A 25,209-nucleotide genomic window follows, 5' to 3' on the forward strand; every position below is an offset into this window, starting at 1 on the left:
GCGCTAGTGCGCGAAGTAGTGCATGCCGCCGTCCACTGGAATCACCGCACCGGTGATGTAACCCGCCAGCGGCGAGGCCAGGAACGCCACCAGCGGCGCCACTTCCTCCGGTTCACCAAAGCGTCCGATCGGGATGTTGCGGGCAATGAACGCGCGTCTGCTTTCCTCGGTGGGGTGCAGGCGGTCCAGGATCTGCGCGCTGTTGATGCGCCCCGGTGCAATCGCGTTCACCGTGATGCCCTGCCCCGCCACCTCCGACGAAAGGCCCTTGCTCCACAGGTGCAATGCCGCCTTCGCCGCGGTGGCCGCGTTCACCGCGCGCGGTTCCATCGAACCGCTGAAATTGATCACCCGTCCCCATGCCTGCGCCTGCATGCCGGGCAACAGCGCCTGGGTCAGCCGTCGTGCGGCGGAGAAGTTCAGGGCGATCGCTTCCTCCCAGATATCGTCATCGGCATCGACCGTGGTCGGCCGGGAACCGCCTGCGGCATTGACCAGGATGTCGACACGCTGCAATGCCTCACGGGATGCGTCCGCGATGTACCGGAGGTCGCCGGCAACCGTGACATCGCCGGCCACGATGACCGGTGCAGCGCCGCCTTCGGCTTCGATCCGCGCCGCCAGCGCCTGCAGCGGTGCCCGCTGCCGCGACGTGATGGCAATGCGCACGCCCTGGGCCGCCAGCTGCCTGGCGACGGCGGCACCGATGCCGCTGGCCGCGCCCGTCACCAACGCGGTACGGCCAGCAAGATTCAAGTCCATGGTGTTCTCCTGTCAGCGTGGCCGGCGAATCCGGTCCGTGCACGACATGCTGTTTGATCACCCCTGATTGATAAACTCCACGCAGGTTTCAGCATTCAACACCCGGGGTGTCAGATGAACCTGCTGGAGAGCATGCAGGTCTACGTGCTGATCGTGGACAAGGGCAGCCTCAGTGCGGCAGCCGCGGCGATGGATATCTCGGCAACGATGGCCGGCAAGCACCTGCGCGCATTGGAAGCCCGGCTGGGCATGCAGCTGTTGAGCCGTACCACCCGGCGCCAGCACATGACACCGTTCGGCGAGGACTACTACGCGCGCTGCAAGGAGATCCTGCGCCTGGTGGAGGAAACCGACGCGCAGGCGCAGCACCAGCAGCTCTCACCGGCGGGCACGCTGCGCATCAGCGCACCGGTGATCTTCGGTACACACGCGCTGGTACCGGCGCTGGCCGAGTACATGGCCCGTCATCCGGATGTCCGGGTCGAAGCCACGCTGACCGATCGTGTGGTCGACCTGGCCGAAGAGGGCTTCGAGGCGGCACTGCGCATCGGCACGCTGGCCGACAGCAGCGTGCTGGTGGCACGAGCACTGGCCCCCTATCGCTTGATGATGTGCGCCTCGCCGGCGTATCTGGCCAGGCACGGCACGCCACGCAGCGTGCACGCACTTGCCGGCCATCAATGCCTGTCGTTCGAACCGAGTGCGCTTGCGCAGTGGCTGCAGGACGACGCTGGCGAGCTCGACCACGTGCCCGACGGCCGATTGCAGATCAACAATGGCGAAGCGCTGCGTTCGGCGGCGCTGCACGGCCTTGGCATCGTCCTGCAATCGACGCTGCTGCTGGCCGCCGATGTCGAGGCGGGGCGTCTGGTGCAGCTGTTCCCGGAATACGGTCAGGCCGGTCGGCCGATGCACGTGGTCTATGCGCACGACCGTTACCACTCCACCCGCCTGCGCAGCTTCCTCGACTTCCTGATGGAGCGCTTTCCAGCGGCGCCGCACGGCTAGCGCCGACCGTCAGCAAAGCGGTCGAGCCTGGCTCGACTCGACGCTACAAGTGGCCCATAAAAAAACCCCCTCCCCGCTGGGCAGCCAGGGAAGGGGGTTTCAGGATGCGGCTATCGGGAAGTACTTAGATCAGCGGCGCCGGGGTTGCCGGCAGAGCGACCGGAGCGGCCTTCTTCTTGCGGGCGGCCGGCTTGCGCTTGGCAACCTTCTTCGCTGCCTTCTTCGGGGCAGCCTTCTTGGTGGCCTTCTTCGCGGTCTTCTTCACTGCCTTCTTGGCGGTCTTCTTGACGGCCTTCTTGGCAGTGGCCTTCTTCGCGACCTTCTTGGCCGGCTTGCGCGCCGCGGCCTTCTTGGCAGTCTTCTTGGTGGCCTTCTTGGCAACCTTCTTGGTGGCCTTCTTGGCAGCGGACTTCTTGGCTACCTTCTTCGCCGCCTTCTTCACTGCCTTCTTCGCAGTGGTCTTCTTGGCGACCTTCTTCGCAGCCTTCTTCACTGCCTTCTTGGCGGTTGCCTTCTTCGCGACCTTCTTCACTGCCTTCTTGGCAGCGGCCTTCTTAGCGACCTTCTTCACCGCTTTCTTGGCGGCGGGCTTCTTCTTCGCAGCTTTCTTGGTTGCCATGGGATGGCTCCTCGTCAGTGATAGGGAGTTGAAACGCCCAGTTGGATCAAACCCGCGGATGCTGCGTGCGGGGACCGCCGGCGCGTCAGGCGCGCCGTTACGGATGCGGCAATGCCCGCCTCGATCGGCGGAGCGGGCATCGGAACGGGAGTTGCCTTGCATTTCTCCGGGGGAAGCGGGGCCATGTCCACCGTCATCAGGGTCGCGGTGGTCTTGAAGGGGCTGCTTCGCATCGGACGATTGATTCTGCGCACTCGGTTGGGCAGGCAAGGTCTGCTGAGGCGAAACCTAATCACGGTTTTTTTTACTGTCAACAACCCCCGCGAAAAATTTTCACATCCGCGCCTTCCCGGGCGCCGCCGGCGCCACCACTCTGCACGGCCTGCAACGACGGTGGAAGCGGCGCGCACGCACGTTGCCTGCATCGATGCCAATGCAGGCGTTGATCAAAAAACACTTGAAATAAGCACTCCGCGTAGACAGGCGCAGGCAAGGCACAACGGCGTACGCGCATCGTCGGTGGTCACCGGCACCGCCGCCAACGCCAGCACAACGGCGCCGCAACGGGGGGCGAAAAGTTTTCACATTCGAACGCTTCGGCGCGGGGCTGAAACGCGGATTTGCGCAAAACTGCGCACGCCCATCGGCACCGTTCGCCTGTCGGCTGATGCCACGCCGAGGGTGCACAGCGAACCCCGCGTCATGAGTCCGACGCGGTCGCCAAAACAAAAACGGCCACCCGAAGGTGGCCGCTCCAGAATCCGGAAACGACGACTCAGTGGTCGTCGTTCTCCAGGGCTTCGGCGTACGCGTCCGGGTCCAGCAGCTCGTTGACCTCTTCGGCGTTGGTCAGTTCGATCACGAACATCCAGCCTTCGCCGTAGGCATCTTCGTTGATGGTTTCCGGCTTGTCGGACAGGGCCGAGTTGACCTCGACGACCTTGCCGCTGATCGGGCTGTAGACGTCCGAGGCGGCCTTCACCGACTCGACGACGGCGATCTGTTCGCCGGCCTTGGCGTCGGCGCCGACTTCCGGCAGTTCGACGTAGACCAGGTCACCCAGCAGGCCCTGGGCGTGGTCGGAAATACCGACGGTGACGCGGCCATTGCCTTCGACACGGGCCCACTCATGGGACTTGAGGAACTTGAGGTCGCCGGGGATCTCGCTCATGGGACTGCTCCAGAGATATGCAGGGGTGGAAAAAACGGGGCTAGTGTAACCAACCGGCCGCCACTGCTGTCAGTGACGACCGGCACGTTCGGATCAGGCGTCGGCGAGCACGCCGGGCTGGGCCTGGCCTTCGCGCACGAACGGGAACTTGACCACGCGCACCGGCACCTGCCGGCCGCGGATGTCGACGGTGACCTCGCCGAGTTCACCGGCCGGCACGCGGGCGAAGGCGATGCCCTTGGCCAGGGTCGGCGAGAAGGTGCCGGACAGGATCTCGCCCTGGCCGCCAGCGGTGGTCACCGCCTGGCCGTGGCGCAGCACGCCCTTCTCGTCCATCACCAGGCCGATCATCTGGCGCGCGGTGCCGGCGGCCTTCTGCGCCTCCAGCACGTCGCGGCCGATGAAGTCGCGGCCTTCGTCCAGCGACACGGTCCAGGCCAGTGCCGCTTCATACGGGCTGATCTCTTCGTCCATGTCCTGGCCGTACAGGTTCATGCCGGCCTCCAGGCGCAGGGTGTCGCGCGCACCGAGGCCGGCCGGCTTCACGCCTGCCGCCAGCAGGCGGTTCCAGAAGGCGACCACGGCATCCTGCGGCAGCAGGATCTCGAAACCGTCTTCACCGGTGTAGCCGGTGCGGGCGACAAACAACTCGACGCCGTCGTCGGACTGCGCCTGCAGGGCGGCGAAGCGGCCCAGCTTGGTCAGTGCTGCACGGTCGGCTTCGCGGGCCAGGCCGATCACGATGTCGCGCGCCTGCGGGCCCTGCACGGCGAGGATGGCCAGGTCCGGGCGCTGCTCGACGGAAACACCGAACGGTGCCGCCTGCTCACGCAGCCAGGCCAGGTCCTTTTCGCGGGTGGAGGCATTGACCACCATGCGGAAGAAATCGTCGCCCAGGTAGTAGACGATCAGGTCGTCGATGACGCCGCCGCGCGGATTCAGCATGCACGAGTACAGGGCCTTGCCAGTCACCTTCAGTTTGTCGATCGAATTGGCCAGCAGGCGGCGCAGGAACGGCTTGACCTGGTCACCGCGCAGGTCGACCACGGTCATGTGACTGACGTCGAACACGCCGGCTTCGCGACGCACCAGGTGGTGTTCGTCCAGCTGCGAGCCGTAGTGGATGGGCATGTCCCAACCCCCGAAATCGACCATCTTGGCGCCAAGGGCGCGGTGGGTATCGTTGAGCAGCGTCTTCTGGGTCATGACCGGTCCGGCAGCAGAGGAAACAGGAATTCCCATTATCCCAGATCGGTCGCCCGCAGGCGTGCCGCAGCGCAGCGGTTCGTGGAAGCGGAAGCGCGGCCCGCCGCGCCCTTTCCCTTTCGGGCGAGGCAATGGCTGCGCTCCCCGCAACCGCCTGTTACAGGCGCACCCGCCCACGCAGGATGTCGACGAACATCACCCAGTCACCCATGAATGAATACAGCGGATGCCGGAAGGTGGCCGGGCGATTCTTCTCGAAGAAGAAGTGGCCGACCCAGGCGAATCCATAACCGCAGAACAGCGCGGCCAGCAGGAGCGTCGGCTGGCCGCGCAACACGGCAGCCGCAGCCAGCAGCAGCACCCCGCAGCTGCCGATGAAATGCAGGCGCCGCGAGACCGGGTGGCGGTGCTCGCTGAGATAGAACGGATAGAACTCGCGGAAGCTGGCGAAGCGGGACATGCGCGTGCTCCGGGGGCCGTGGTCACTGCCATCATGCGCCTTACCGGGATGCAGCGCTGCGCGCTTGCGGGGCATGGCCCGGCGGCCGTTGTAGAGCCGAGCCATGCTCGGCTGCCTTGGCCTTTGTAGCGCCAAGCTTGCTCGACTGCTCCCCGGAGAAGCAGCCGAGCATGGCTCGGCTCTACAAAAGGGTGGGCGCGGTCGAGCCTGGCTCGACGCTACACCGGGGGCGTGCGCGGACCGAACATGATCACCGCCATGCCGGCCAGGCACAGGGCTGCACCGAACAGGTCCCAGCGGCTGGGGCGGATGCCGTCGACCAGCCACAACCAGAACAGCGCGGTGCCGATGTACACGCCACCGTAGGCGGCATAGACCCGTCCACTGGCAGTCGGGTGCAGAGTCAGCAGCCAGGCGAACAGGGCCAGGCTGGCCGCGGCCGGCAGCAGCAACCAGACGCTGCCTCCCTTGCGCAGCCACAACCATGGCAGGTAACAGCCGACGATCTCGGCCAGCGCGGTCAGCAGGAACAGGCCAAGCGTCTTCACGCTTTTTCTGCTGCCTTGGCGTGCTGCCACAGCGCTTCCTGCGCATCCAGGTCCAGTGCCGCCAACGCCTCCCCCTGCGCCTCGGCCTGCGCTTCCATCGCGCGGAAGCGCCGCTCGAACTTGTGGTTGGCCCCGCGCAGTGCGGCGCCCAGATCGATATCGGCGTGCCGGGCCAGGTTGGCGCAGACGAACAGCAGGTCGCCCAGTTCTTCCTGCAGGCGCGCCTTGTTGCCCGCGATATCGCCGCGCTCGAATTCCTCTCGCAGCTCCTGCAGCTCCTCGGCCGCCTTGTCCAGCACAGGCAGCGGGCCCGGCCAGTCGAAACCGACCCTGGCCGCGCGCGACTGGAGCTTCACGGCGCGCTGCCATTCCGGCAGGCCACGCGAGATACCGGCCAGTGCGGAGGTGTCCTGCTCGCCCTTGGCGGCACGCTCGGCGCGCTTGATCGCGTCCCAGTTGCGCATCACCCCGTCGGCATCGTCGACGCTGACATCGGCAAACACATGCGGGTGACGGCGCTGCATCTTGTCGCTGATCGCACGTGCGACATCGGCGAAGGCAAATGCCCCCTGCTCCTCGGCCATGCGTGCGTGGAACACCACCTGCAGCAGCAGGTCGCCGAGCTCGTCGCAGAGATCGTCGAGGTCGCCGCGGTCGATCGCATCGGCCACCTCGTAGGCTTCCTCGATGGTGTACGGGGCAATGGTCGAGAAGTCCTGCTCCAGGTCCCATGGGCAACCTCCCTGCGGGTCGCGCAGGCGCGCCATGATGACCAGCAGGCGTTCCAGTTGATGGCTTGCCTCGCTGCCGGTGGCAGGGGTGTCGTGCGCGCTCATGCGGCCTCCAGGTTCAGTCGGACAACCAGTCGCGCCACGGCAGGCTGGTATCACCAAGGGCAATGAAATCGCCGTTCAACAGCGTTTCGCGGCGGTTGTAACGGAACGGCTTGCCGGTCGCGGCCGACAGCACCGCGCCACCCGCCGCATGCAGCACGCACTGGCCGGCGGCGGTATCCCATTCAGAGGTCGGGCCGAGCCGCGGATAGACATCCAGGCCGCCTTCGGCGATCCGGCAGAATTTCAGCGACGATCCCTGCGCGATGGTCTCGATGCGGCCCATGCGCGCCAGCAGCGCCTCGGTTTCCGGCGAACGGTGCGATCGGCTGGCGGCGACGCGCAGCGGAGCAGTGGCCGGCGTGCGGGTGCGCAGCACGGTGTCGTGCAGACCCTGCCGCCGATAGGCCAGTTCCCCGCGCATGGCATGCCAGACAATGCCGGTGACCGGCGCCAGCACCACGCCGAATGCCGGTGCGCCCTGGTAGATCAAGGCAATGTTGACGCTGAACTCACCGTTGCGCTTGACGAACTCGCGGGTGCCGTCGAGCGGGTCCACCAGCCAGTAGGCGCCCCAGTGGCGGCGCTGCTCCCAGCCCACCTGCGCCGATTCCTCGGACAGGATCGGCAGGTCCGGGGTCAGCTGGCGCAGGCCCAGTTCAATGACCTGGTTGGCGGCCAGGTCAGCTGCGGTGACCGGGCTGTTGTCGTCCTTGATCTGCACGTCGAAGCCATCGGCATACACCTGCATGATGGCCTGTCCGGCTTCCTGGGCGATGGCGATGGCGGTCTCGCGCAGGTCCGTCGTCAGCTTGATCATCGCGTTCCCTGCAGCCACTGGCGGGCAATGAACAGCGCCGCCAGCGAGCGTCCCTCTGAGAAGTCCTCGCGCAGCATCAGCTGGTCCAGTTCGGCCAGCTTCCACGGCACCACTTCCAGCTCCTCCGGCTCGTCGCCGGCCAGTTTTTCCGGGTACAGGTCGCGCGCCACCACCAGCCACGACTGGTGGCTCATGTAGGTCGGGGCCAGGGTCATCGCGCGCAGCACGTCGACCCGGCGCGCACCATAACCGGCCTCTTCCTTCAGTTCGCGGTCGGCCGCCTGCTCGGGCGTCTCGCCGGCATCGATCCGGCCCTTCACCAGCCCCAGTTCGTAACGGTGCATGCCAGCGGCGTATTCACGTACCAGCAGCACGGTCTCGTCGTCGAGCATCGGCACCACCACCACCGCACCGTGCCCACGGCTGACCAGGCGCTCGAAGCGGCGGCGTTCGCCGTTGGAGAACTCCAGGTCCAGGTGCTGGCGCTGGAAGGGGCCGTTCTCCTCATCGGTGATCCGATGGATGATCGGCAAGCGACGGCCGGCACGGTCATCGTTCATGCGGAATCTCCGCGGCGACCGGCGGCTGCGCCGGGGCCGATAGAATGTGCAGGCAGCAACATGTTCATGAGCCCGAAATGCTAGCAGACCCAACCCCCTCCCCGCTGGCCCGCCACTGGCGGCAGCGCGACCTGCAGGTGCTGTGGCACCCGTGCACGCAGATGCGTGAGCATCCGGACACCCTGCCGCTGGTACCGATTTCCCGTGGCGAAGGCGCATGGCTGATCGACCACGACGGCAACCGCTATCTGGACGCGGTCAGCAGCTGGTGGACCAATCTGTTCGGTCATGCCGAACCGCGCATCGGGGGCGCCATCGCTGCCCAGGCCGGGCAGCTGGAACAGGTGATGCTCGCCGGTTTCGGCCACGAGCCGGCGATCACCCTGGCCGAACGCCTGCTGGCACTGGCGCCACGCCAGGCCGGCCGCGAACCGCTGGCCAAGGTGTTCTACGCCGACAACGGATCCGCCGGCGTGGAAGTGGCGCTGAAGATGGCCTTCCAGTACTTCCAGAACCGCGGAGAGCCCCGGCGCACGCGCTTCATCGCGCTCGAGAACGGCTACCACGGCGAAACCCTGGGCGCGCTGGCGCTGGGTGACATTCCGCTGTACCGCCGCGTCTATGCGCCGCTGCTGGCCGAGGGCCTGTTCGCGCCGTCTCCCGATGCCTACCTGGCCGAACCGGGCCAGAGCGCGGCCGATCGCGCACGGCAGGCGGCCGATGGCCTGGCCACGCTGTTCGACCAGCACCCGGGCGAGGTCTGCGCGGTGATCCTGGAACCGCGCCTGCAGTGTGCCGGCGGCATGCGCATGCATGACCCGGTCTACCTGCAGCGCGTGCGCGAACTGTGCGATGCCCATGGCGCGTTCATGATCGCCGACGAGATCGCCACCGGCTTCGGCCGCACCGGCACCCTGTTCGCCTGCGAGCAGGCCGGGGTGATGCCGGACCTGATGTGCCTGTCCAAGGGCCTGACCGGCGGCTTCCTGCCACTGGCCGCCGTACTGGCGACGCAGGCGCTGTATGACGCCTTCCTCGACGACTCGCGCGAGCGCGCCTTCCTGCATTCGCACAGTTACACCGGCAACCCGCTGGCCTGCGCCGCGGCGCTGGCGACGCTGGACATCTTCCGCGACGACGATGTGATCGCGCGCAACCGGGGCATCGCCTCGGTGATGGGCACGCTGGCGGCACCGTTTGCCGACCACCCGCACGTGGCCGACGTGCGCCAGGCCGGCATGGTGGTGGCGTTCGAGCTGTCGCGCGACGGCAACAAGCGCACGCCGTTCGACCCGGGCCTGCGGCTGGGCCTGCAGGCCTACAAGGCCGCCCTCAAGCGCGGCGTGGTGCTGCGCCCGCTGGGCGACGTGCTGTACTGGATGCCACCCTACTGCGTGGACGACGAACAACTGGAGCTGCTGGCGCACACCACGCTGGCGGCCATCGACGAGGCGATTGCATGCGCGTGACCCGCTGCCCCATCGACCTGGCGCTGCACAGCGGCCAGACCGTGACCCTGCCGGAAGACACCGCCAACCACCTGGTGCGGGTGATGCGCCTGCGCGAAGGCGATACCTGCGTGCTGTTCAACGGCGATGGCCACGACTACAGCGCGACGCTGACCGTGGCCGGCAAGCGCGAGGTGCAGGTCCTCATCGACGCCGTGCAGGCCATCGACAACGAATCCCCGCTGGCGATCACCCTGCTGCAGGGCATCGCCCGTGGCGAGAAGATGGACCTGATCCTGCAGAAGGCCACCGAGCTGGGCGTGGTCGCGATCATTCCGGTCAACGCCGAGCGCACCGAGGTGAAGCTGGACGCGGCACGGGCGGAGAAGCGCGTGGCGCACTGGAACAACGTGGTGACCTCGGCCTGCGGCCAGTCCGGGCGCGCGCGCATTCCGCCGGTAGGATCGCCGCTGTCGCTGGCGCAGGCTGCGGCGGCGCTGCCAGCCGATTCGCTGCGGCTGACCCTGGATCCGCAGGGAGCACATCGCCTGTCGACGCTGGAAGCCGCTCCCGCTGGCGGCATCGTGATTGCAATCGGCCCGGAAGGCGGCTGGTCGCCACGCGATCGCGATCAACTGGCCGCGGCAGGATTCCAGGGGCTGCAACTGGGGCCGCGGATCCTGCGCACGGAAACGGCCGGACTGGCCGCGATCGCGGCGTTGCAGGCGCGCTTGGGCGATCTGGGGTAAGGCTGATTCGTGGTAGTGCCGGCCGCTGGCCGGCATCCACGGGATCATGAGGCTGCCGGCCAGCGGCCGGCACTACCGGGAACCCGACCGGCGGATTGCCGATCAGGCCGCCAGCGGATGTCGACGCTGGAAGCCGCTCCCGCTGGCGGCATCGTGATTGCAATCGGCAGGGTTCCAGGGGCTGCAACTGGGGCCGCGGATCCTGCGCACGGAAACGGCCGGACTGGCCGCGATCGCGGCGTTGCAGGCGCGCTTGGGCGATCTGGGGTAAGGCTTCGTGGTAGTGCCGGCCGCTGGCCGGCATCCACGGGATCATGAGGTTGCCGGCCAGCGGCCGGCACTACCGGGAACCCGACCGGCGGATTGCCGATCAGGCCGCCAGCGGATGTCGACGCTGGAAGCCGCTCCCGCTGTCGGCATCGTGATTGCAAGCGGCAGGATTCCAGGGGCTGCAACTGGGGCCGCGGATCCTGCGCACGGAAACGGCCGGACTGGCCGCGATCGCGGCGTTGCAGGCGCAGTTGGGCGATCTGGGGTAAGGCTGATTCGTGGTAGTGCCGGCCGCTGGCCGGCATCCACGGGATCATGGGGTTGCCGGCCAGCGGCCGGCACTACCAGCTACCCGACCGGCGGATTGCCGATCAGGCCGCCAGCGAATCCAGCGCCGCTTCCAATGCATCCAGGTTCGGCAGCAGCGCGCTCTGCTCACCCAGCAGCACGCGCATGTGCACGATCTGCGGCAGGGTTTCTTCGGAGGCGTCGGCCAGCAGGCCGTCGCGCGGCACCGAGATCAGCTGCGGGAAGTTCTGCGTCAGCAGCGCGTAGTACGGGCGCTGCGCGTTGCCGCTGAGGGACTTCAGTACTACCACCTTGTTGTGGCCGGCCACCGTCTCTTCGCCCAGCCCGGAAAGGCGTGCGAACGACACCAGCGGCACCTGCCAGCCGTGCCAGCCGATCTCGCCAACCAGCCAGCGCGGCGCATCGGAGACCGGCTGCACCGGTACGCGCGACATCATTTCGGCCACGGTGGCATTGGGCAGCAGTACGCGCTCGTTGCCGGCCTGGATCAGGACGCCGCGGATTTCGTCGTTGCTGGCGTAGCTCATGGTGCCTCTCCGTTGTCGTCCTGCTCACCCCAGCGCGCGGCAATTGCCTGCGCCAGCTCCTGCGGTTCACCGGCCACCATGCCGGCAGCAACCACGGCGGTGGCCGCAGCCGGGTCGTAGCAGCCCTCGCCTACCTGCCCGGCCACCCACGCACCGGCGGCCGCCAGGTCCAGCGCCGGGCCGACATGGGCCAGGTCGGCACCGCTGAGCAGCACCAGCGCAGTGTGTGCGGCCGGCAATGCAGCGAGCGAAATACCGGTGGCATCGCTCTGGAAATGCAGGCCATCGCTGGCCGCGCGCACGCCGATATCATCAGCCAGCACGTGGACCTCGCCCGGCGCGGCGCGCTGGCCGGCCTCGGCCAGCTGCACCGGCAACGGCGAAACACGCGACATCTGCTTGACCAGGTTGCCGTAGCGGCCACCGTCCAGGCGCATGTGCACCAGGACCGGCACGCTCAACGACGCGGGCAGTGCGCCGAGCAGGCGACGCAACGCATCCGGGCCACCGATGCCGGCCAGCACCAGCAGTGATGCGGCGCGCGCACCGGCCGGGGCGGCGGCATCCAGATCGACCAGGGTCAAATGATCGGTATCGAAGGAGGGCTGCGGCGCGGCGGCCGGCGCCGCCACTTCTGCCGGTGCCGGCGCTTCGATCGATTCCTCGACCAGCGACCAGGCGGTGTGATCGAAGGAGATCGGCGGTGCCGCAGGCGCCGCCGGTTCGGCCGGCGCTTGCGGCGGCGAAGGCGGATCCCGTGGTTCGGGCACGTCCGGCTGCAGTGCCGCCAGGGCCTGCTCCAGCGCGATCGGTTCGTGCAGGTGTGCCGGCGGCGAGTACAGACCGTCGGCCGGAACGTCACCGGCCCAGCTCAGCGCCTGCGCCAGATGCGGCTGCAGGGCTTCTTCCTGCGGTGCCGGCGCGGGCGCCGGATGGCCGGGCTCCAGCTGCAGGCTGGGCTCTTCCTCGGCACCCGGCGGCAACACCTGCTGGTGGCCGTGCAGCTTGGCGGCCAGATGGCGCCCCCAACGCTGCGCCTCCCAGCCGTCGCGGCGCGCGGCCAGCTCGGCCTCATCGAACACCAGGGTCAGCCCCGGTGCCGAGAGCACGGCGTCCAGCCGTTCCAGTGCGTCCTCGATGGCCGCTTCCAGCGCGATCACCACGAACTGCGGATCCGCAGCCTGCAGGACCTGTGGCTCCAGGCCGTTCGGGTCATCTTCCAGGACCAGCTGCACATCTGCATGCGACAGCGCCTCGCGCAGGCGTTCGCGCGCCGCACCGGGGCGGGCCAGCAGGGCGACGGCCGGGGCCGGATGGGTTTCACTCACGGACACGGGCGATCCCCAGCAGGTCGTACACGTTACGCATCAGGTCCAGTTCCTGGTACGGCTTGCCCAGGTAACGCTGGACACCGATCTCGAAGGCGCGCTGGCGGTGCTTGTCGCCGCTGCGCGAGGTGATCATCACGATCGGTACATCCTTGTAGCGCGGGTCGGCGCGCATCGCCGTGGCCAGCTCGTAGCCGTCCATGCGCGGCATCTCGATATCCAGCAGCATCAGGTCCGGCACGCGCTCTTCCAGCCGCTCCAGTGCTTCCACGCCATCGCGGGCGACGCTGACTTCGAAGTTGTGCCGTTCGAGGATGCGTCCGGTCACTTTGCGCATGGTCAGCGAGTCATCGACCACCATCACCAGCGGCACCTGGCGTTCGTCGCGCGGTGCATTGGCCAGCACCGGTGCGGACGGATTGGCGAGGAAACGGCGCACCAGCGGCGCGACGTCCAGGATCACCACCACGCGACCATCGCCGGTGATGGTGGCACCGTAGATGCCCGGTACCGATGCGATCTGCAGGCCGACCGGCTTGACCACGATTTCGCGGTTGCCCAGCACCTGGTCGATCGCCACGGCAGCGCGCAGGTCACCGGCACGCACCAGCAGCAGCGGCACCTGGTCCTGCCCATCGGCGCGTGCCGGGGCCTGCCCGACCAGGCTGCCGAGGTCATACAGCGGATAGTCTTCGCCGCTGTAGCGGTAGCTGCTGTCGGCGGCCTCGAAGCGTTCGCGTGACAGGCGGCCGATACCACTGACCGAGGCCACCGGCACGGCGAAGGTGGTTTCACCGATCTGCACGAACACCGCCTGGGTGACGGCCAGCGTCTGCGGCAGGCGCAAGGTGAAGCGCACGCCCTGGCCACGCACCGACTGGATGTCGACCGAGCCGCCGAGCTGGCGCACTTCGTTGCGCACCACGTCCATGCCCACGCCACGACCCGCCAGCTGGCTGACCTGGTCGGCGGTGGAGAAACCGGAGGCGAAGATCAGGTTGTCCAGTTCCTGCTCGCTGGGCTGCGCATCGGCGGCCAACAGGCCACGATCGATGGCGCGGCGGCGGATCGCTTCGCGGTCCAGGCCAGCACCGTCATCGGCCACTTCCAGCACGATTTCCGAGCCTTCACGGTGCAGGCGGATGGCGACTTCGCCCTCCTCCGGCTTGCCGGCGGCGCGACGCTGTTCCGGCGCCTCCAGGCCGTGGGCCACGGAGTTGCGCAGCATGTGTTCGAGCGGCGCGACCATGCGATCGAGGACATTGCGGTCCAGTTCGCCGTGGGTGCCCTCGAGGGTCAGGTGCACCTGCTTGCCGGTATCCATTCCGGACTGGCGGACCACGCGGCGCAGGCGCGGCACCAGGCCATCGAACGGCACCATGCGCGCGCGCATCAGGCCATCCTGCAGCTCGGAGCTGACGCGCGACTGCTGTTGCAGCAACGAATCGTACTGGCGTGACAGATCGTCGAGCACGCCCTGCAGGCCCCCGAGATCGGCCGCCGACTCGTTCAGTGCACGGCTGAGCTGCTGCAGCGTGGAGAAGCGGTCCAGTTCCAGCGGATCGAACTTCTGATCGGCCTGGTCCTGCTCACGCTGGTAGCGGGCGACGATCTGCGCCTCGGTTTCCAGGTCGAGTCGGCGCAGCTGGTCGCGCAGTCGCGCATTGGTGCGCTCCAGCTCGCCCATCGCGCCGCGGAAGGCACCAAGCTGCTGTTCCAGGCGCGAGCGGTAGATCGCCACTTCACCGGCATGGTTGACCAGGCGGTCGAGCAGATCCGCGCGCACGCGCACCTGTTCCTGCTGCGGGCGCGCCAGCGGATCTTCATCGATCACGCCTTCGGCCGGCAGCGGTGCCGACAACGGCGCATCGAGCAGTGCCGGCGCCGGGCCGGCGACCGCTGCCGACGCGGTTTCTGCAACGCTCGCCACGTCCGCTGCGCCTGCGGCAGCCGCTGCTGCTGCGGCAATATCGGTGGTGGTACGCACTTCGAACGCATCGACCAGATCCTGCGCCGGTTCCACCACGCGGTGGTTACCGGTGCGGGTCAGCAGCTGGTGCAGGCGATCGAATCCGCGCTCCAGCAACTGCACATCGCGGCGTTCGATCTCGGTGCGACCGGCGGCGACCGCCTCCAGCAACGATTCGATGCTGTGGCCGAGATCACCGATGGCGTTGATGCCGGCCATGCGTGCGCCACCCTTCAGGGTGTGCAGGTCACGCTGCAGGCCGGCCAGCACCTCGCGGTCCTGCGGTGCATCACGCAGCTCGCTGATCAGGCCATCGCAGTGGTCGAGCAGGTCCTTGCCTTCCTCGACGAAGATGTCGACCAGCTCGCGATCGTAGACGCTGAAGTCGAGCGTATCGGTGCTGTCTTCCGGCACCGGCATGGCAAGGATGTCAGGTGTCACGGTTTCAGGCACGTCGGCTTCGGGCGCGCTGGCTGCCACGGCATCCGATACCGCAACCGCATCAACATCGGCAGCTTCGGCGTGGACCTCCGCCTGGCCCGGCGCGTCTTCCAGTTCGAAGAAGCGAACCGGTTCGGCGGTGGCCTGCGCTGCGGCCTCCGCGATCTCCTCATTCACCGTCGCCGGGGACGGCTGATCGGCGCTCTCTCCTTCACCGATCGCCGCCTCCCCGCCGACGTCCGCGTCCTCGGCAAAGGCTTCCGCCTCGCCCGGCGCGAGTTCGCTGGCCTGCAGGCCGAGCACGGGCCATTGCCCGTCGTCGGCCAGGGGCTGCTCTTCGTCGATCACGTGCAGGCCGGCCTCGAGCGCGGCTTCCAGCGAGACCGGTTCTGCAAACCCCGGCGCAGCCATTTCATCCTGCAGGCTCGACAGCTCGCTGTCGAGTGGCAGTGCAGCAGGCATTTCGAACGCCGTGGCATCAGCGACGTGCGCGCGATCGGCCGAGGGCGCATTCAGGTCAGATGCGACGGCTTCGACAGCGGCCGGAGTCTCTTCGGCGTCGCGGTCGTCAACCGGCAGCGCACTGGCATCCAGGTACGGCGACAGATCATCCACGACGGTCAAACCGGCATCGTCGGACAACCGCAGCACGCCTTCGGCCTCCGCCTCGACACCGGCTACGGCAACGGCTGGAACGTCGTCGGCCACCTGGATCGATTCGACCACCGGCAGCGACGCATCCTCCTCACCCGGTACGGACGGCCATCCGGCATCGAAGTAGCGCGAAAGATCATCGCTGGCCGTCAGCTCACCGACCTCCAGCCCGGCCTCGATCGCCACGTCGGCGACCGGGGCTTCGGCAGTATCGGCACGTGCTTCCGCGTCCTGCTCCGGTGCGGCAAACGAATGCGGCACCGCATCGGATTCAGGCGCGACGGCTGTCGATGCATCCGCGTCCAGTTCCACCGGCGGTTCGTCATCCAGCGCCAGATCGTCTTCTTCGTCTTCCAGGCCCACCATCGGCCAGCGCGCTTCCGGCAACGCGCCAGCCAGCGCCTGCAGGCGCTGCGCGAGTACCTGTTGCGGCGCGATGCGCGGCTGTTCGGCCTGCAACGCTTCCATGGTGGCGGTGATCGCCTGCGCAGTCGCATCCAGGGCGGCTACGCCTTCATCACCCGGGACCACCTCGGCGGCCAGTGCGCGCTTGATGTAGGACTCCGCGCCGCCGGTCACCGCCGTGATCTCGGGCACTTCGGTCATCGCGAAGGCGCCGTTCATGGTGTGCACCGCGCGCAGCAGTGCATCGCTGACCGGTTGCGGCGCCTGCTGCGCCGAACGCAGCCAGTCCTGCAGGGTGGCCTGGTGGACTTCCACCTCGGCCTCGAGAATCTCGCGCAGCACGCTGTCGATGTTGGCCGGCGTACCGGCCACTTCGGCCTCCACGTCGGTATCGGCCGGCGCCGAGGCGGCAGCCTCCGCGTCGAGAATGCGGCTGATCTCGTCTTCGCCGTCAGCTTCAGCAACCGGTACAACCGGCGCAGCCGCACCCGGCAGCGGTACGTAGTAGGTTTCCTCGCCTGCGCCGACACGATCGGCAATGGCCTGCATGGCCTGCAGGTCGACGCTGATGCGCTGGCCGTGGCGCAGCGCTGCGTTCAGCTGTGGCAGCGCCGCATGTGCGTTGTCGACCATCGCCAGCACCGCCGGCGAGGCGGCGCGGCTGCCATCCAGCACGCGGTTGAGCATGCCTTCGATCTTCCACGCGAACTCGCCCAGCGTACGTGCGCCAACCAGGCGGCCACTGCCCTTGAGGGTATGGAAGATGCGGCGGATCGGGCGCAGCCGGTCCATGTTGTCCGGCTGCATGCGCCACGCCGGCAGCAGCGTGCCCAGATTGGCGAGCTCGTCGTCGAACTCTTCCAGGAACACCTCGCGGATGTCCTCGTCGATGTTCTCAGCGTCGTCGTCGAAGCCGGCGTCAAAGCCCGTAGTCGCGTCGGCATTGGCGTCGGCGCCGGTCGCAACGACCGCCTCCGGTGCCGTCGCAGTGGGCATCGCCTGCGGATTGAAGCCGGCAGCGGCTGCGCTCAGCTCGGCGAAGAACTGGGCATCGGCTTCGCTGAAATCGATCGGCGCAATGGTGTCGATATCGATCACCGACACGGCCGGCGCCGACGTTTCCGCTGCCGGGGCGGGCGCTTCGATCGACGGCGGCGTGATCGACGATGCCGGCAGGTCATCCGGAGCCTCGTCCACCCTGACCTCCGCCGCAGGCGATGCATCGGCCAGCGGCGGCGCCACGGCATCGACGATCTCCAGCGACGGATGCAACCCGGCGTCATCGTCCAGCGACAACGTTTCCATCGCATGCAGCGACAGCACGTCGTCAGCGTTGTCCAATGCATCGGCGTCGAAGCGGAACACCACGTCGTCGGCCTCGGCAACCGCGCCCTGTTCGGCCGCTACCGGATCGAACACCGGCGCAGCATCGAATCCGGTCACGGGCGAAACCATGCTGTCCGTCGTCTCGTCGATCGCAGGCGCTGCGCTTTCCTCGAGCACCTGCGGCGCCTCGGACAGCGACCACTGCGGTGCATCGGCGTGATCGCTGTCGGCCAGTTCGAAGCTGACGGGATCGAAACTGGCGAACGTCGGCGCGCGTTCGTCGCCGGCGGGCGCGGCCGCCTCGGCTTCGGGGTAGAACGGCGCCAGCTCCCACTGCGGGACATCAGGCGCAGGTGCGCTGGACGCGGCGAAGACCAGCGATGCCTCGGCATCATCCTGTGTTGGCAGCGGCGAGGCGCCAGCATCCAACGGGCTGGCGGCCACGACGCCCGCGGTGCCCAGCGCGCCGAACATCAGGCTGTTGTCGGGCACCCTCGGTGCCGGTGTGGCCGGCGGCGGATCGAAGGTGAAGTCCGGCAGCGATACCGGCACGTCGCCGGCCGCGGGCGCAGCAGGCTGCACCGGTACCTCGATGCGCTCGGGCTGCAGCGGCTCGACCTGCACCGGCAGCGGCTCACGTTCGATCGCAAGCGCTGCCGGCGCTTCCGGTGCGGCGGCGTTGCGTTCGGGCAGTGGCCAGTAGCGCAGTGCCTCGAGGCTGCTGCGGGTGATTTCGAGGATGTCTTCGCGGCCCGGGCGACGATCGCGCAGGGCTTCCAGGTAGTACTCCAGGCTGGCCATGGCATCGGCCAGGGTGTCCAGCTGGCGGCCGCTGGGCACGCGCTGGCGGCCGATCAGCTCGGCCTCGATGTACTGCTGCACGCCACGCAGGTAATCGGCGGCGGTACCCAGGTCGAGCATGCGCAGCGCGCCGGACACATCGCCCAGCAGGCGCGGTACATCCTGCAGCTCGGCATGGTTCCAGCTGGTTTCGATGAAGGCGACGAAATGCTCGCGGGCGGCAGCGAAGTTGGCGATGGCTTCATGGGCCAGCACTTCCACCGTGCGCCGGTTCTCCACCGCGCTCGGATCGTCCTCGCCACTGCCGCCGGCGCCCAGATGGGCAACCTGGTCGTCCAGCGAGGCATCGACGTACAGCAGCGCACCGGCGATATCCAGCAGCAGGTTCTCGTCGATCTGCTGGCGCCCCTCGACCACGCCACGCAGCGCGTCGCGCTGCTGCACGACCACGCCGCGGGCCACGCCCAGGCCCATCATGCCCAGCGTGTCGGCCACGGCGCCCAGTTCGTTGGCCTGGGTCTGCAGCTGTTCCGGTGCACCGCCGGTGCGCAGGTGCAGGTCAAGCGCATCCTTGATGCGCAGCAGTTCTTCCTTCACTGCGCTGCCGACGGTATCGAGCAGCTCGCGGTTGCGCCCGCTCAGGCTGCCCCGGGCATGGTCCAGTTCGGCCTCGGTGGCGGTGATGCTGTCCGGCGCAAAGGCCAGCAGCACGCTGTCGTTGACGCCTTCTTCGCCACGCGACGCGCGGATCTCGTTGAGCAGCGGCATCAGCACGATCGGAATGTCGCGATGGCCGTTCTGCAGGCGCTCCAGATAGTCCGGCAGCAGCACGCTGCCACGCATCAGGGTCGCACAGGCTTCATCCCGGTCGGCCACCTGGCCGGCGCCGATGGCATTGGCCAGCTGCTCGAGCTCTTCGGCCACCATCGCCGGGGCATACAGTTCAACCATGCGCAGGGTGCCCTGCACCTGGTGCAGGTAGCCGGCGCAGATGCGCATGCGGCTGGCATCGCTCGGGTCTTCCGCGTAGTACTCGACCTCGTTGCGCACCTGGCGCAGGGTCTCGTCCAGCTCGGGCTTGACCCAGCCCAGCGCTGCGTGGCTCATCGCATCGCGCAGACTGCTCATGGACGCGCTCCGTTCGCCGCCGCTCGGTGGCCGCGCGGATTCTGGCGTGGGGAATGGAAATGCTTCATCGACTGGTTCCTTGCTCGCCGCCCTGCCCGCGTCACGCCGGCAGCTTGAAGTCGGCGACCGAACGGCGCAGGTCCGCCGCCAGCTGCGCGAGGTGGCCGATCGACTCTGCGGTCTGCCCGGCACCCTGCGAGGTCTGGCCGGTGATCTGCCGGATCACGCCCATGGTGCGGGTGATGTCCGAGGCCGCGGCCGACTGCTGCTGGGCGGCGATGGAGATGTTCTTGATGAGGGTATTGAGGGCGTTGGACACGCGCTCGATCTCGGTCAGCGCGGTACCGGCGTCCTCGGCCAGGCGCGCACCGGACACCACTTCGGCCGTGGTCTGCTCCATCGAGGTGACCGCTTCGTTGGTATCGGCCTGAATGGCCTGGACCAGGTTTTCGATGCGTCGGGTCGCACCCGAGGTACGTTCTGCCAGGCGCTGCACTTCGTCGGCCACGACCGCGAAACCGCGGCCCGCTTCACCCGCCGACGCCGCCTGCACCGCCGCGTTCAGCGCCAGGATGTTGGTCTGCTCGGAAATGTCATTGATCAGTTCCACGATCGAGCCGATTTCCTGCGACGACTCGCCCAGGCGCTTGATGCGCTTGGAGGTTTCCTGGATCTGGTCGCGGATCTGGTCCATGCCCTGGATGGTCTCGCGCACCACGCCGGCGCCTTCGGCGGCGATCACCACCGAGCGCTGTGCCACGTCGGCCGACTCGGCCGAGTTGCGCGACACCTGCTCGATGCTCGCTGCGATTTCGCCGATGCGGTCCGAGGCGGAGGTGATCTGGTTGGCCTGGTGGCCCGCCGCCTCTGCCAGCTGCATCGCGGTGGCCTGGGTTTCCTGGGTGGACATCGCGACCTTGGCCGAGGTGTCGTTGATGGTGGTCACCAGGTGGCGCAGCTCGTCCACCGCATAGTTGATCGCGTCGGCGATCGCGCCGGTCATGTCCTCGGTCACCGAGGCCTTCACCGTCAGGTCACCCTCACCGAGCGAGGAGATTTCGTCCAGCAGCCGCATGATCGCCTGCTGGTTGCGGCTGTTGAATTCCACCTGGGTCTGGTAACGCAGTTCCTGCTCGCGCGAGCGGCTGCGCACGTTGGTGGAGACGAAGCCGATGATCGCGATCAGCGACAGCGCGCCGGACACCACGCCGATCCAGAAGTTGGGGAACAGGCGGGTGTCGGACACCGAGCCGAACGAGGAGAACGCATCGAACAGCTTGCGGCTGTCGTCCAGCATGTGTGCCGAGCCCTGGCCCAGCGCGGTGGCGGCGGACTGCGCCGCGAACAGCTGGCGCGAGCTGGCCAGGATCGCATCGGCGTCCTGCTTCATCGCTTCCCACTTCTGCTGCGATTGCTCCAGTGCGGCCACGGCGGCAGCACCGCGCACGGCGGTGATGCCCAGTTCCTCGTTGCCGTTGCGCAGGCCGTCGAGCACCTGCGAGAACACGGTGATGTCACGCGCCAGCGCATCCCCGGAGGTCGCCGCGGCGCTGCCACCGGCACGCATTTCGGTCACCCGACGGGCCATCGAACCGGCCACCACGACCTGCTGCAGTGCGCTGTACACCTGCGACGAGGGGGCGCCGGAGGCGGACATCGCGCGCACCAGCTCGTTCAGCTGGGCCTGCAGGCCCGGTACCGCGCCGGTGAAGTTGTTGGCATTGCCGGCCAGCGCCAGCACCGCCGGCTCGCTGGCCACCAGCTGCCCGGCCTGCTTGCCCAGCGGCGCCCAGGTTTCGCCCAGGGTGGCGATGGCGCCGGACACGCCCGGCTCCTTGCCATAGCGGCCCTGCAGCGTCGACACGTTCTGTTCGATCGCGTTGCGGGTGGCCTTGAAGGCGGTGAAGGCCTGGGCGTTGCCGCCGACCGCGTCACGTCCCTGGTTGGCCAGCTGCTGCGACAGCACCTGCAGGTCGGCGGCCTTGGAGCCGGCGTCGGCAAGGCGGCTGCCCTGCCAGGTAGCGACGCCGGTGTTGACGCCGAACAGGATCATCGATGCCAGCAGCAGGAACAGCCAGAGGTTGCTGCCGCCCAGCCGCAGCTTGCCGGTCTTGGTGGCGTCCGAAGCAGTACTCATCGTTCAACCTCGATCTTCAATGCAGGGGGCGATGCCCGGCCTCAGGCCGCGGCTTGCCGGAATTCAGGGGTGCGCGACAGCAGCGAGAGCGAGAACACGCCCCAGTCATGGCCGTCGGCATGGAAGGCACGGTCAACGAAATGGCCGTAGCGGCCTTCGGCCAACGTGCCCGCGTCGATCTGCTGGTCCAGCTCGAAGCTGCGCTGGCCGAACAGTTCATCGATGGTCAGTGCGACGTCGCCGCCAGCCTGGCGCATGATCAGCACGCGCTGGCCTTCCTGCTGCACGGTGCGCGTGCCTTCCAGGAAGTACTTCAGGTCGACCACCGGAAACAGGTTGCCACGCAGGTTGCCCACGCCCAGCAGCCAGGGCTGCGCGCAGGGCACTGGGGTCACCGGCGGCATCGGCACGATTTCCACCACTTCGCGGAAATCGGACACCAGCCGGCGCTGGCCGACGCGGTAACCGACGCCACGCCACAGGTCCTGGGCGAACTGCCGCCCGGGCAGCTGCACTGCATGGGCCAGGCTGCGTCGTTCGTAGGCTTCAAGGATGTCGAAGGGCGAGCGCATCAGGCCACCAGTTCGTTGATCCGCGCGATCAGTTCATCCTCGCGCGGCGGCTTGACGATGTAATCGGCTGCGCCCTGGCGCAGGCCCCAGGCCTTGTCGGTTTCCATCGCCTTGGTGCTGACGATGATCACCGGGATGTGCTTGATCGCCGCATCGCGGGCCATCGCCCGGGTGGCCTGGAACCCGCTCATGCCGGGCAGGACCACGTCCATCAGCACCAGCTGCGGCACCTGGTCGCGGACCAGCTGCAGGCCATCCTCGGCGTTGTCCGCTTCCAGCACCTCGTGGCCGGCACGGCGCAGCCACTGGGTGAACACCGCGCGGTCGGTCGGTGAATCCTCGATCAGGACGATACGAGCCATTGTGCCTTTCCCCCCTGGTCAGGCGTTGACGTATGTGCGGATGGCACCCAGCAGTTCTTCGCGCGTGAAAGGCTTGGTCAGGTATTGCTCCGAGCCGACGATGCGCCCCCGCGCCTTGTCGAACAGACCATCCTTGGACGACAGCATGATCACCGGGGTCGCCTTGAACAGCTGGTTGCCCTTGATCAGCGCACAGGTCTGGTAGCCATCCAGGCGCGGCATCATGATGTCGACGAAGATGATCTGCGGCTGCTGGTCTGCGATCTTGGCAAGCGCTTCGAAGCCGTCGGTGGCGGTGACCACCTCGCAGCCTTCGCGCTTGAGCAGCGTTTCCGCAGTCCTGCGGATGGTCTTCGAATCATCGATGACCATCACCCGGAGTCCTGCGAGTTCCCCGCCCGCAGTCGTGTTTTCAGTCATTGCCTATCCCCAAGCGCACGGCCCAATCTCTGGCGGGAGCCGCTGCGAAAGCGTATCTATATCGCACTTCCCGCGCCCGCTTCAAGGCCGGCCTGCCGCGCAGGGGGTAGCACCGGGCTGAACGTGACCGGGTTCGCAATGACTGCGCTGCCGGCAGGCGGACGCTGCGTTGCACTACGGCGGGGAGGCGCACGGCCGGCGTTGCCGCTACCATCAACGCCTTGCCTGACAGGTGCGCCCATGCCGTTGAACGTCATCGTGGTGATGGACCCCATCGCCCACATCAAGATCGCCAAGGACACCACCTTCGCCATGTTGCTGGAAGCCCAGCGCCGCGGCCACGCCCTGCACTACGTGCGGCCCGGCGGGCTGGCCCTGGAAGGTGGCGTGGCGGTGGCCCAGACCGCACCGCTGCAGGTGCGCGACGACCCGGCCGGCTGGTATGGGCTGGGCGCGTTCAGCCGTACCGCGTTCGGTCCCGGCCAGATCGTGCTGATGCGCAAGGACCCGCCCGTCGACGCCGAGTACATCTACGACACGCAGGTGCTGGACGTGGCTGCCGCTGCCGGCGCCTGCGTGGTCAACAACCCGCAGGGCCTGCGCGACTACAACGAGAAGCTGGCCGCCCTGCTGTTCCCGCAGTGCTGCCCGCCGACCCTGGTCAGCCGCGATGCCAAGGCATTGAAGGCCTTCGCGCTGGAGCACGGCCAGGCCGTGCTGAAGCCGCTGGATGGGATGGGCGGCCGCTCGATCTTCCGCAGCGGCCAGGGCGATCCGAACCTGAACGTGATCCTGGAAACCCTGACCGACGGCGGCCGCAAGCTGGCGCTGGCCCAGAAGTTCATTCCCGACATCACGGCCGGCGACAAGCGCATCCTGCTGGTCGACGGCGAACCGGTCGACTACTGCCTGGCGCGCATTCCCCAGGGTGACGAGTTCCGCGGCAACCTGGCGGCTGGCGGCCGTGGCGAAGGGCGCCCGCTGAGCGAGCGTGACCGCTGGATCGCCGGCCAGGTTGGCCCGGAGATGAAGCGCCGTGGCATGCGCTTCGTCGGCCTGGACGTGATCGGCGATTACCTGACCGAGGTCAACGTGACCAGCCCGACCTGCGTGCGCGAGCTCGACGCGCAGTACGGCCTGAACATCGCCGGCACCCTGTTCGACGCGCTCGAGGCCGGCCTGCGCTGATGGCGGCCGCACCTGCCGTCCTGCCCCCGCCGGCGCGCGAAGCGCAACGGCTGGGCGCGACCATCGCGCTGTCGATCGTGGTCCACGCCCTGCTGATCCTGGGCGTGGGTTTTGCGGTGAAAGGCGACGCACCACTGGTGCCGACGCTGGAGGTGATCTTCAGCCAGACCCGCACCGCACTGACCCCGAAGCAGGCCGATTTCCTTGCCGCCGCCAGCCAGGAAGGTGGCGGCGAGCACGACCGTGCGCAGCGCCCGCGCGACAACCAGGCCGGCATCGTTCCGCAGGCCCAGGCGGGGCTGAGCCCGGTGCCGCAACAGCAGCAATCGGCCGCGCCGGCGCCCCCGCCGCAGGCGCGGGTGGTCAGCAGCCGCAACGGCGAAGAGGCAGTGGCCCAGGCGCAGGCGCGCCCGACACCGGAGCAGCCGGAACCGGATGCACCGCTGACGGCACGCGAGCAGCGTGATGCCGAGATGGCGCGGCTGGCGGCCGAGGTGCATCTGCGCTCGGCGCAGTACGCCAAGCGCCCGAACCGCAAGTTCGTGTCGGCCAGCACGCGCGAATATGCCTACGCCAATTACCTGCGCGCCTGGGTCGACCGCGCCGAGCGCGTCGGCAACCTGAATTACCCGGACGAGGCCCGGCAGCGCCGGCTCGGCGGCCAGGTGGTGATCAGCGTGGGCGTGCGCCGCGATGGCAGCGTGGAAAGCAGCCGGATCCTGCGTTCAAGCGGGACGCCGTTGCTGGATGAGGCGGCGCTGCGGGTGGTGCAGCTTGCGCAGCCATTCCCGCCGCTGCCGAAGACCGAGGACGAGATCGACATCCTGCAGGTCACCCGCACCTGGGTGTTCCTGCCGGGTGGCACCCTGCACGACGACCGGTAGGGGTTTGTTGCCCGGGCCTGCGGCCCGGGACCCGCTGGAAGCAAAGTCAAAGTCAACATCAACAGCAGCGGTCGGGATATTGGGTTTGGCGGGGCGGTATGGGCTTGCAGGACACGCCGTAAACCCGTCCCTGGGGGCTCGATGGCGCCTTGCTCGTGTGCGCTGTCCTGCGCACGCGGCAAGACCGGGGTTGAGCGTCCTGCCCAACCCGCCCGAGGCGTGCCTCGGGCCCATGGCGCCAACGGTCCTGCAAGCCCATACCGCCCCGCCTCTGACAGATCCCGACGCATCATTGCTGTTGGTA

General features: G+C 68.0%; 21 protein-coding genes and 2 pseudogenes. 7 read left to right on the plus strand and 16 right to left on the minus strand.

Going from position 1 to position 25,209, the window contains the following annotated elements:
• Nucleotides 1-3: 3 nt before the first annotated feature.
• Nucleotides 4-762 carry an SDR family oxidoreductase gene (locus QP609_RS15910; protein ID WP_032960847.1) on the minus strand — a complete coding sequence of 253 codons (759 nt, stop codon included), beginning with the start codon at nt 760-762 and terminating at the stop codon, nt 4-6.
• A gap of 114 nt (nt 763-876) precedes the next feature.
• Between QP609_RS15910 and QP609_RS15915 the strand changes: the two genes are divergently transcribed.
• Nucleotides 877-1,770: a LysR family transcriptional regulator gene (locus QP609_RS15915; RefSeq protein ID WP_032960844.1), complete on the plus strand. Its 894-nt coding sequence runs from the start codon at nt 877-879 to the stop codon at nt 1,768-1,770.
• Nucleotides 1,771-1,894: 124 nt separating this feature from the next.
• On the opposite strand, the gene QP609_RS15920 is transcribed toward QP609_RS15915, so the two are convergent.
• The 8 genes from QP609_RS15920 to nudE form a co-directional block, all read right to left on the minus strand.
• Nucleotides 1,895-2,389, minus strand: a complete 495-nt coding sequence (locus QP609_RS15920) for a hypothetical protein (protein ID WP_014648081.1) — start codon at nt 2,387-2,389, stop codon at nt 1,895-1,897.
• A 775-nt stretch (nt 2,390-3,164) separates the two neighbouring features.
• Nucleotides 3,165-3,560, minus strand: a complete 396-nt coding sequence (gene gcvH / locus QP609_RS15925) for a glycine cleavage system protein GcvH (protein WP_014648082.1) — start codon at nt 3,558-3,560, stop codon at nt 3,165-3,167.
• Between the two features lie 93 nt (nt 3,561-3,653).
• Entirely contained in the window at nt 3,654-4,766 is a 1,113-nt protein-coding gene (gene gcvT, locus QP609_RS15930) for a glycine cleavage system aminomethyltransferase GcvT (protein ID WP_014648083.1), read from the minus strand.
• A 157-nt stretch (nt 4,767-4,923) separates the two neighbouring features.
• Nucleotides 4,924-5,226: a DUF962 domain-containing protein gene (locus QP609_RS15935; protein WP_014648084.1), complete on the minus strand. Its 303-nt coding sequence runs from the start codon at nt 5,224-5,226 to the stop codon at nt 4,924-4,926.
• A gap of 218 nt (nt 5,227-5,444) precedes the next feature.
• Nucleotides 5,445-5,774, minus strand: a complete 330-nt coding sequence (locus tag QP609_RS15940; protein ID WP_014648085.1) for a YnfA family protein — start codon at nt 5,772-5,774, stop codon at nt 5,445-5,447.
• Entirely contained in the window at nt 5,771-6,610 is an 840-nt protein-coding gene (mazG, locus tag QP609_RS15945; RefSeq protein WP_014648086.1) for a nucleoside triphosphate pyrophosphohydrolase, read from the minus strand. The genes QP609_RS15940 and mazG overlap by 4 nt, the downstream gene beginning before the upstream one ends.
• 13 nt (nt 6,611-6,623) lie before the next feature.
• Complete coding sequence (gene cysQ / locus QP609_RS15950) at nt 6,624-7,427, minus strand: 3'(2'),5'-bisphosphate nucleotidase CysQ (protein WP_014038179.1); 804 nt, start codon at nt 7,425-7,427, stop codon at nt 6,624-6,626.
• A complete protein-coding gene (nudE, locus tag QP609_RS15955) occupies nt 7,424-7,987 on the minus strand; it encodes an ADP compounds hydrolase NudE (protein ID WP_005418435.1) in 564 nt (187 codons plus the stop codon). The genes cysQ and nudE overlap by 4 nt, the downstream gene beginning before the upstream one ends.
• Nucleotides 7,988-8,064: 77 nt before the next feature.
• On the opposite strand from nudE, the gene bioA reads away from it, so the two are divergent.
• From bioA to QP609_RS15975, 4 genes and pseudogenes are all read left to right on the plus strand, one after another.
• The gene (bioA, locus tag QP609_RS15960) at nt 8,065-9,456 is read left to right on the plus strand and encodes an adenosylmethionine--8-amino-7-oxononanoate transaminase (RefSeq protein ID WP_049441317.1); all 1,392 of its coding nucleotides are present in this window, start codon (nt 8,065-8,067) and stop codon (nt 9,454-9,456) included.
• The gene (locus QP609_RS15965) at nt 9,447-10,184 is read left to right on the plus strand and encodes a 16S rRNA (uracil(1498)-N(3))-methyltransferase (RefSeq protein ID WP_069116275.1); all 738 of its coding nucleotides are present in this window, start codon (nt 9,447-9,449) and stop codon (nt 10,182-10,184) included. The genes bioA and QP609_RS15965 overlap by 10 nt, the downstream gene beginning before the upstream one ends.
• Before the next feature lie 166 nt (nt 10,185-10,350).
• Nucleotides 10,351-10,455 (plus strand): annotated as a pseudogene (locus QP609_RS15970) (16S rRNA (uracil(1498)-N(3))-methyltransferase); the annotation flags it as partial.
• A 163-nt stretch (nt 10,456-10,618) separates the two neighbouring features.
• A pseudogene (locus QP609_RS15975) lies at nt 10,619-10,723 on the plus strand (16S rRNA (uracil(1498)-N(3))-methyltransferase); the annotation flags it as partial.
• 102 nt (nt 10,724-10,825) lie between these two features.
• Here QP609_RS15975 and QP609_RS15980 read toward each other — a convergent pair.
• From QP609_RS15980 to pilG, 7 genes are all read right to left on the minus strand, one after another.
• A complete protein-coding gene (locus QP609_RS15980) occupies nt 10,826-11,290 on the minus strand; it encodes a chemotaxis protein CheW (protein WP_014648089.1) in 465 nt (154 codons plus the stop codon).
• Complete coding sequence (locus QP609_RS15985; protein ID WP_197621717.1) at nt 11,287-12,624, minus strand: chemotaxis protein CheB; 1,338 nt, start codon at nt 12,622-12,624, stop codon at nt 11,287-11,289. The genes QP609_RS15980 and QP609_RS15985 overlap by 4 nt, the downstream gene beginning before the upstream one ends.
• A complete protein-coding gene (locus QP609_RS15990) occupies nt 12,611-19,342 on the minus strand; it encodes an Hpt domain-containing protein (RefSeq protein ID WP_197621716.1) in 6,732 nt (2,243 codons plus the stop codon). The genes QP609_RS15985 and QP609_RS15990 overlap by 14 nt, the downstream gene beginning before the upstream one ends.
• Before the next feature lie 100 nt (nt 19,343-19,442).
• Nucleotides 19,443-21,479: a methyl-accepting chemotaxis protein gene (locus QP609_RS15995; RefSeq protein WP_014038185.1), complete on the minus strand. Its 2,037-nt coding sequence runs from the start codon at nt 21,477-21,479 to the stop codon at nt 19,443-19,445.
• A 41-nt stretch (nt 21,480-21,520) separates the two neighbouring features.
• Nucleotides 21,521-22,051: a chemotaxis protein CheW gene (locus QP609_RS16000; protein ID WP_014648092.1), complete on the minus strand. Its 531-nt coding sequence runs from the start codon at nt 22,049-22,051 to the stop codon at nt 21,521-21,523.
• Nucleotides 22,051-22,413, minus strand: a complete 363-nt coding sequence (locus QP609_RS16005) for a response regulator (protein ID WP_005410717.1) — start codon at nt 22,411-22,413, stop codon at nt 22,051-22,053. Before QP609_RS16005 ends, QP609_RS16000 begins: the two co-directional genes overlap by 1 nt.
• 18 nt (nt 22,414-22,431) lie before the next feature.
• On the minus strand, nt 22,432-22,833 hold the full coding sequence (pilG, locus tag QP609_RS16010; RefSeq protein WP_005418455.1) for a twitching motility response regulator PilG: 402 nt from the start codon (nt 22,831-22,833) through the stop codon (nt 22,432-22,434).
• A gap of 240 nt (nt 22,834-23,073) precedes the next feature.
• Between pilG and gshB the strand changes: the two genes are divergently transcribed.
• Together gshB and QP609_RS16020 are read left to right on the plus strand one after the other, a co-directional pair.
• Nucleotides 23,074-24,021 carry a glutathione synthase gene (gene gshB, locus QP609_RS16015; RefSeq protein WP_197621715.1) on the plus strand — a complete coding sequence of 316 codons (948 nt, stop codon included), beginning with the start codon at nt 23,074-23,076 and terminating at the stop codon, nt 24,019-24,021.
• The gene (locus tag QP609_RS16020; RefSeq protein ID WP_014648095.1) at nt 24,021-24,905 is read left to right on the plus strand and encodes an energy transducer TonB; all 885 of its coding nucleotides are present in this window, start codon (nt 24,021-24,023) and stop codon (nt 24,903-24,905) included. The genes gshB and QP609_RS16020 overlap by 1 nt, the downstream gene beginning before the upstream one ends.
• Nucleotides 24,906-25,209: the final 304 nt, after the last annotated feature.

Source organism: Stenotrophomonas sp. 8(2023) (genome assembly GCF_030345295.1).
Classification (GTDB): Bacteria; Pseudomonadota; Gammaproteobacteria; order Xanthomonadales; family Xanthomonadaceae; genus Stenotrophomonas; species Stenotrophomonas muris.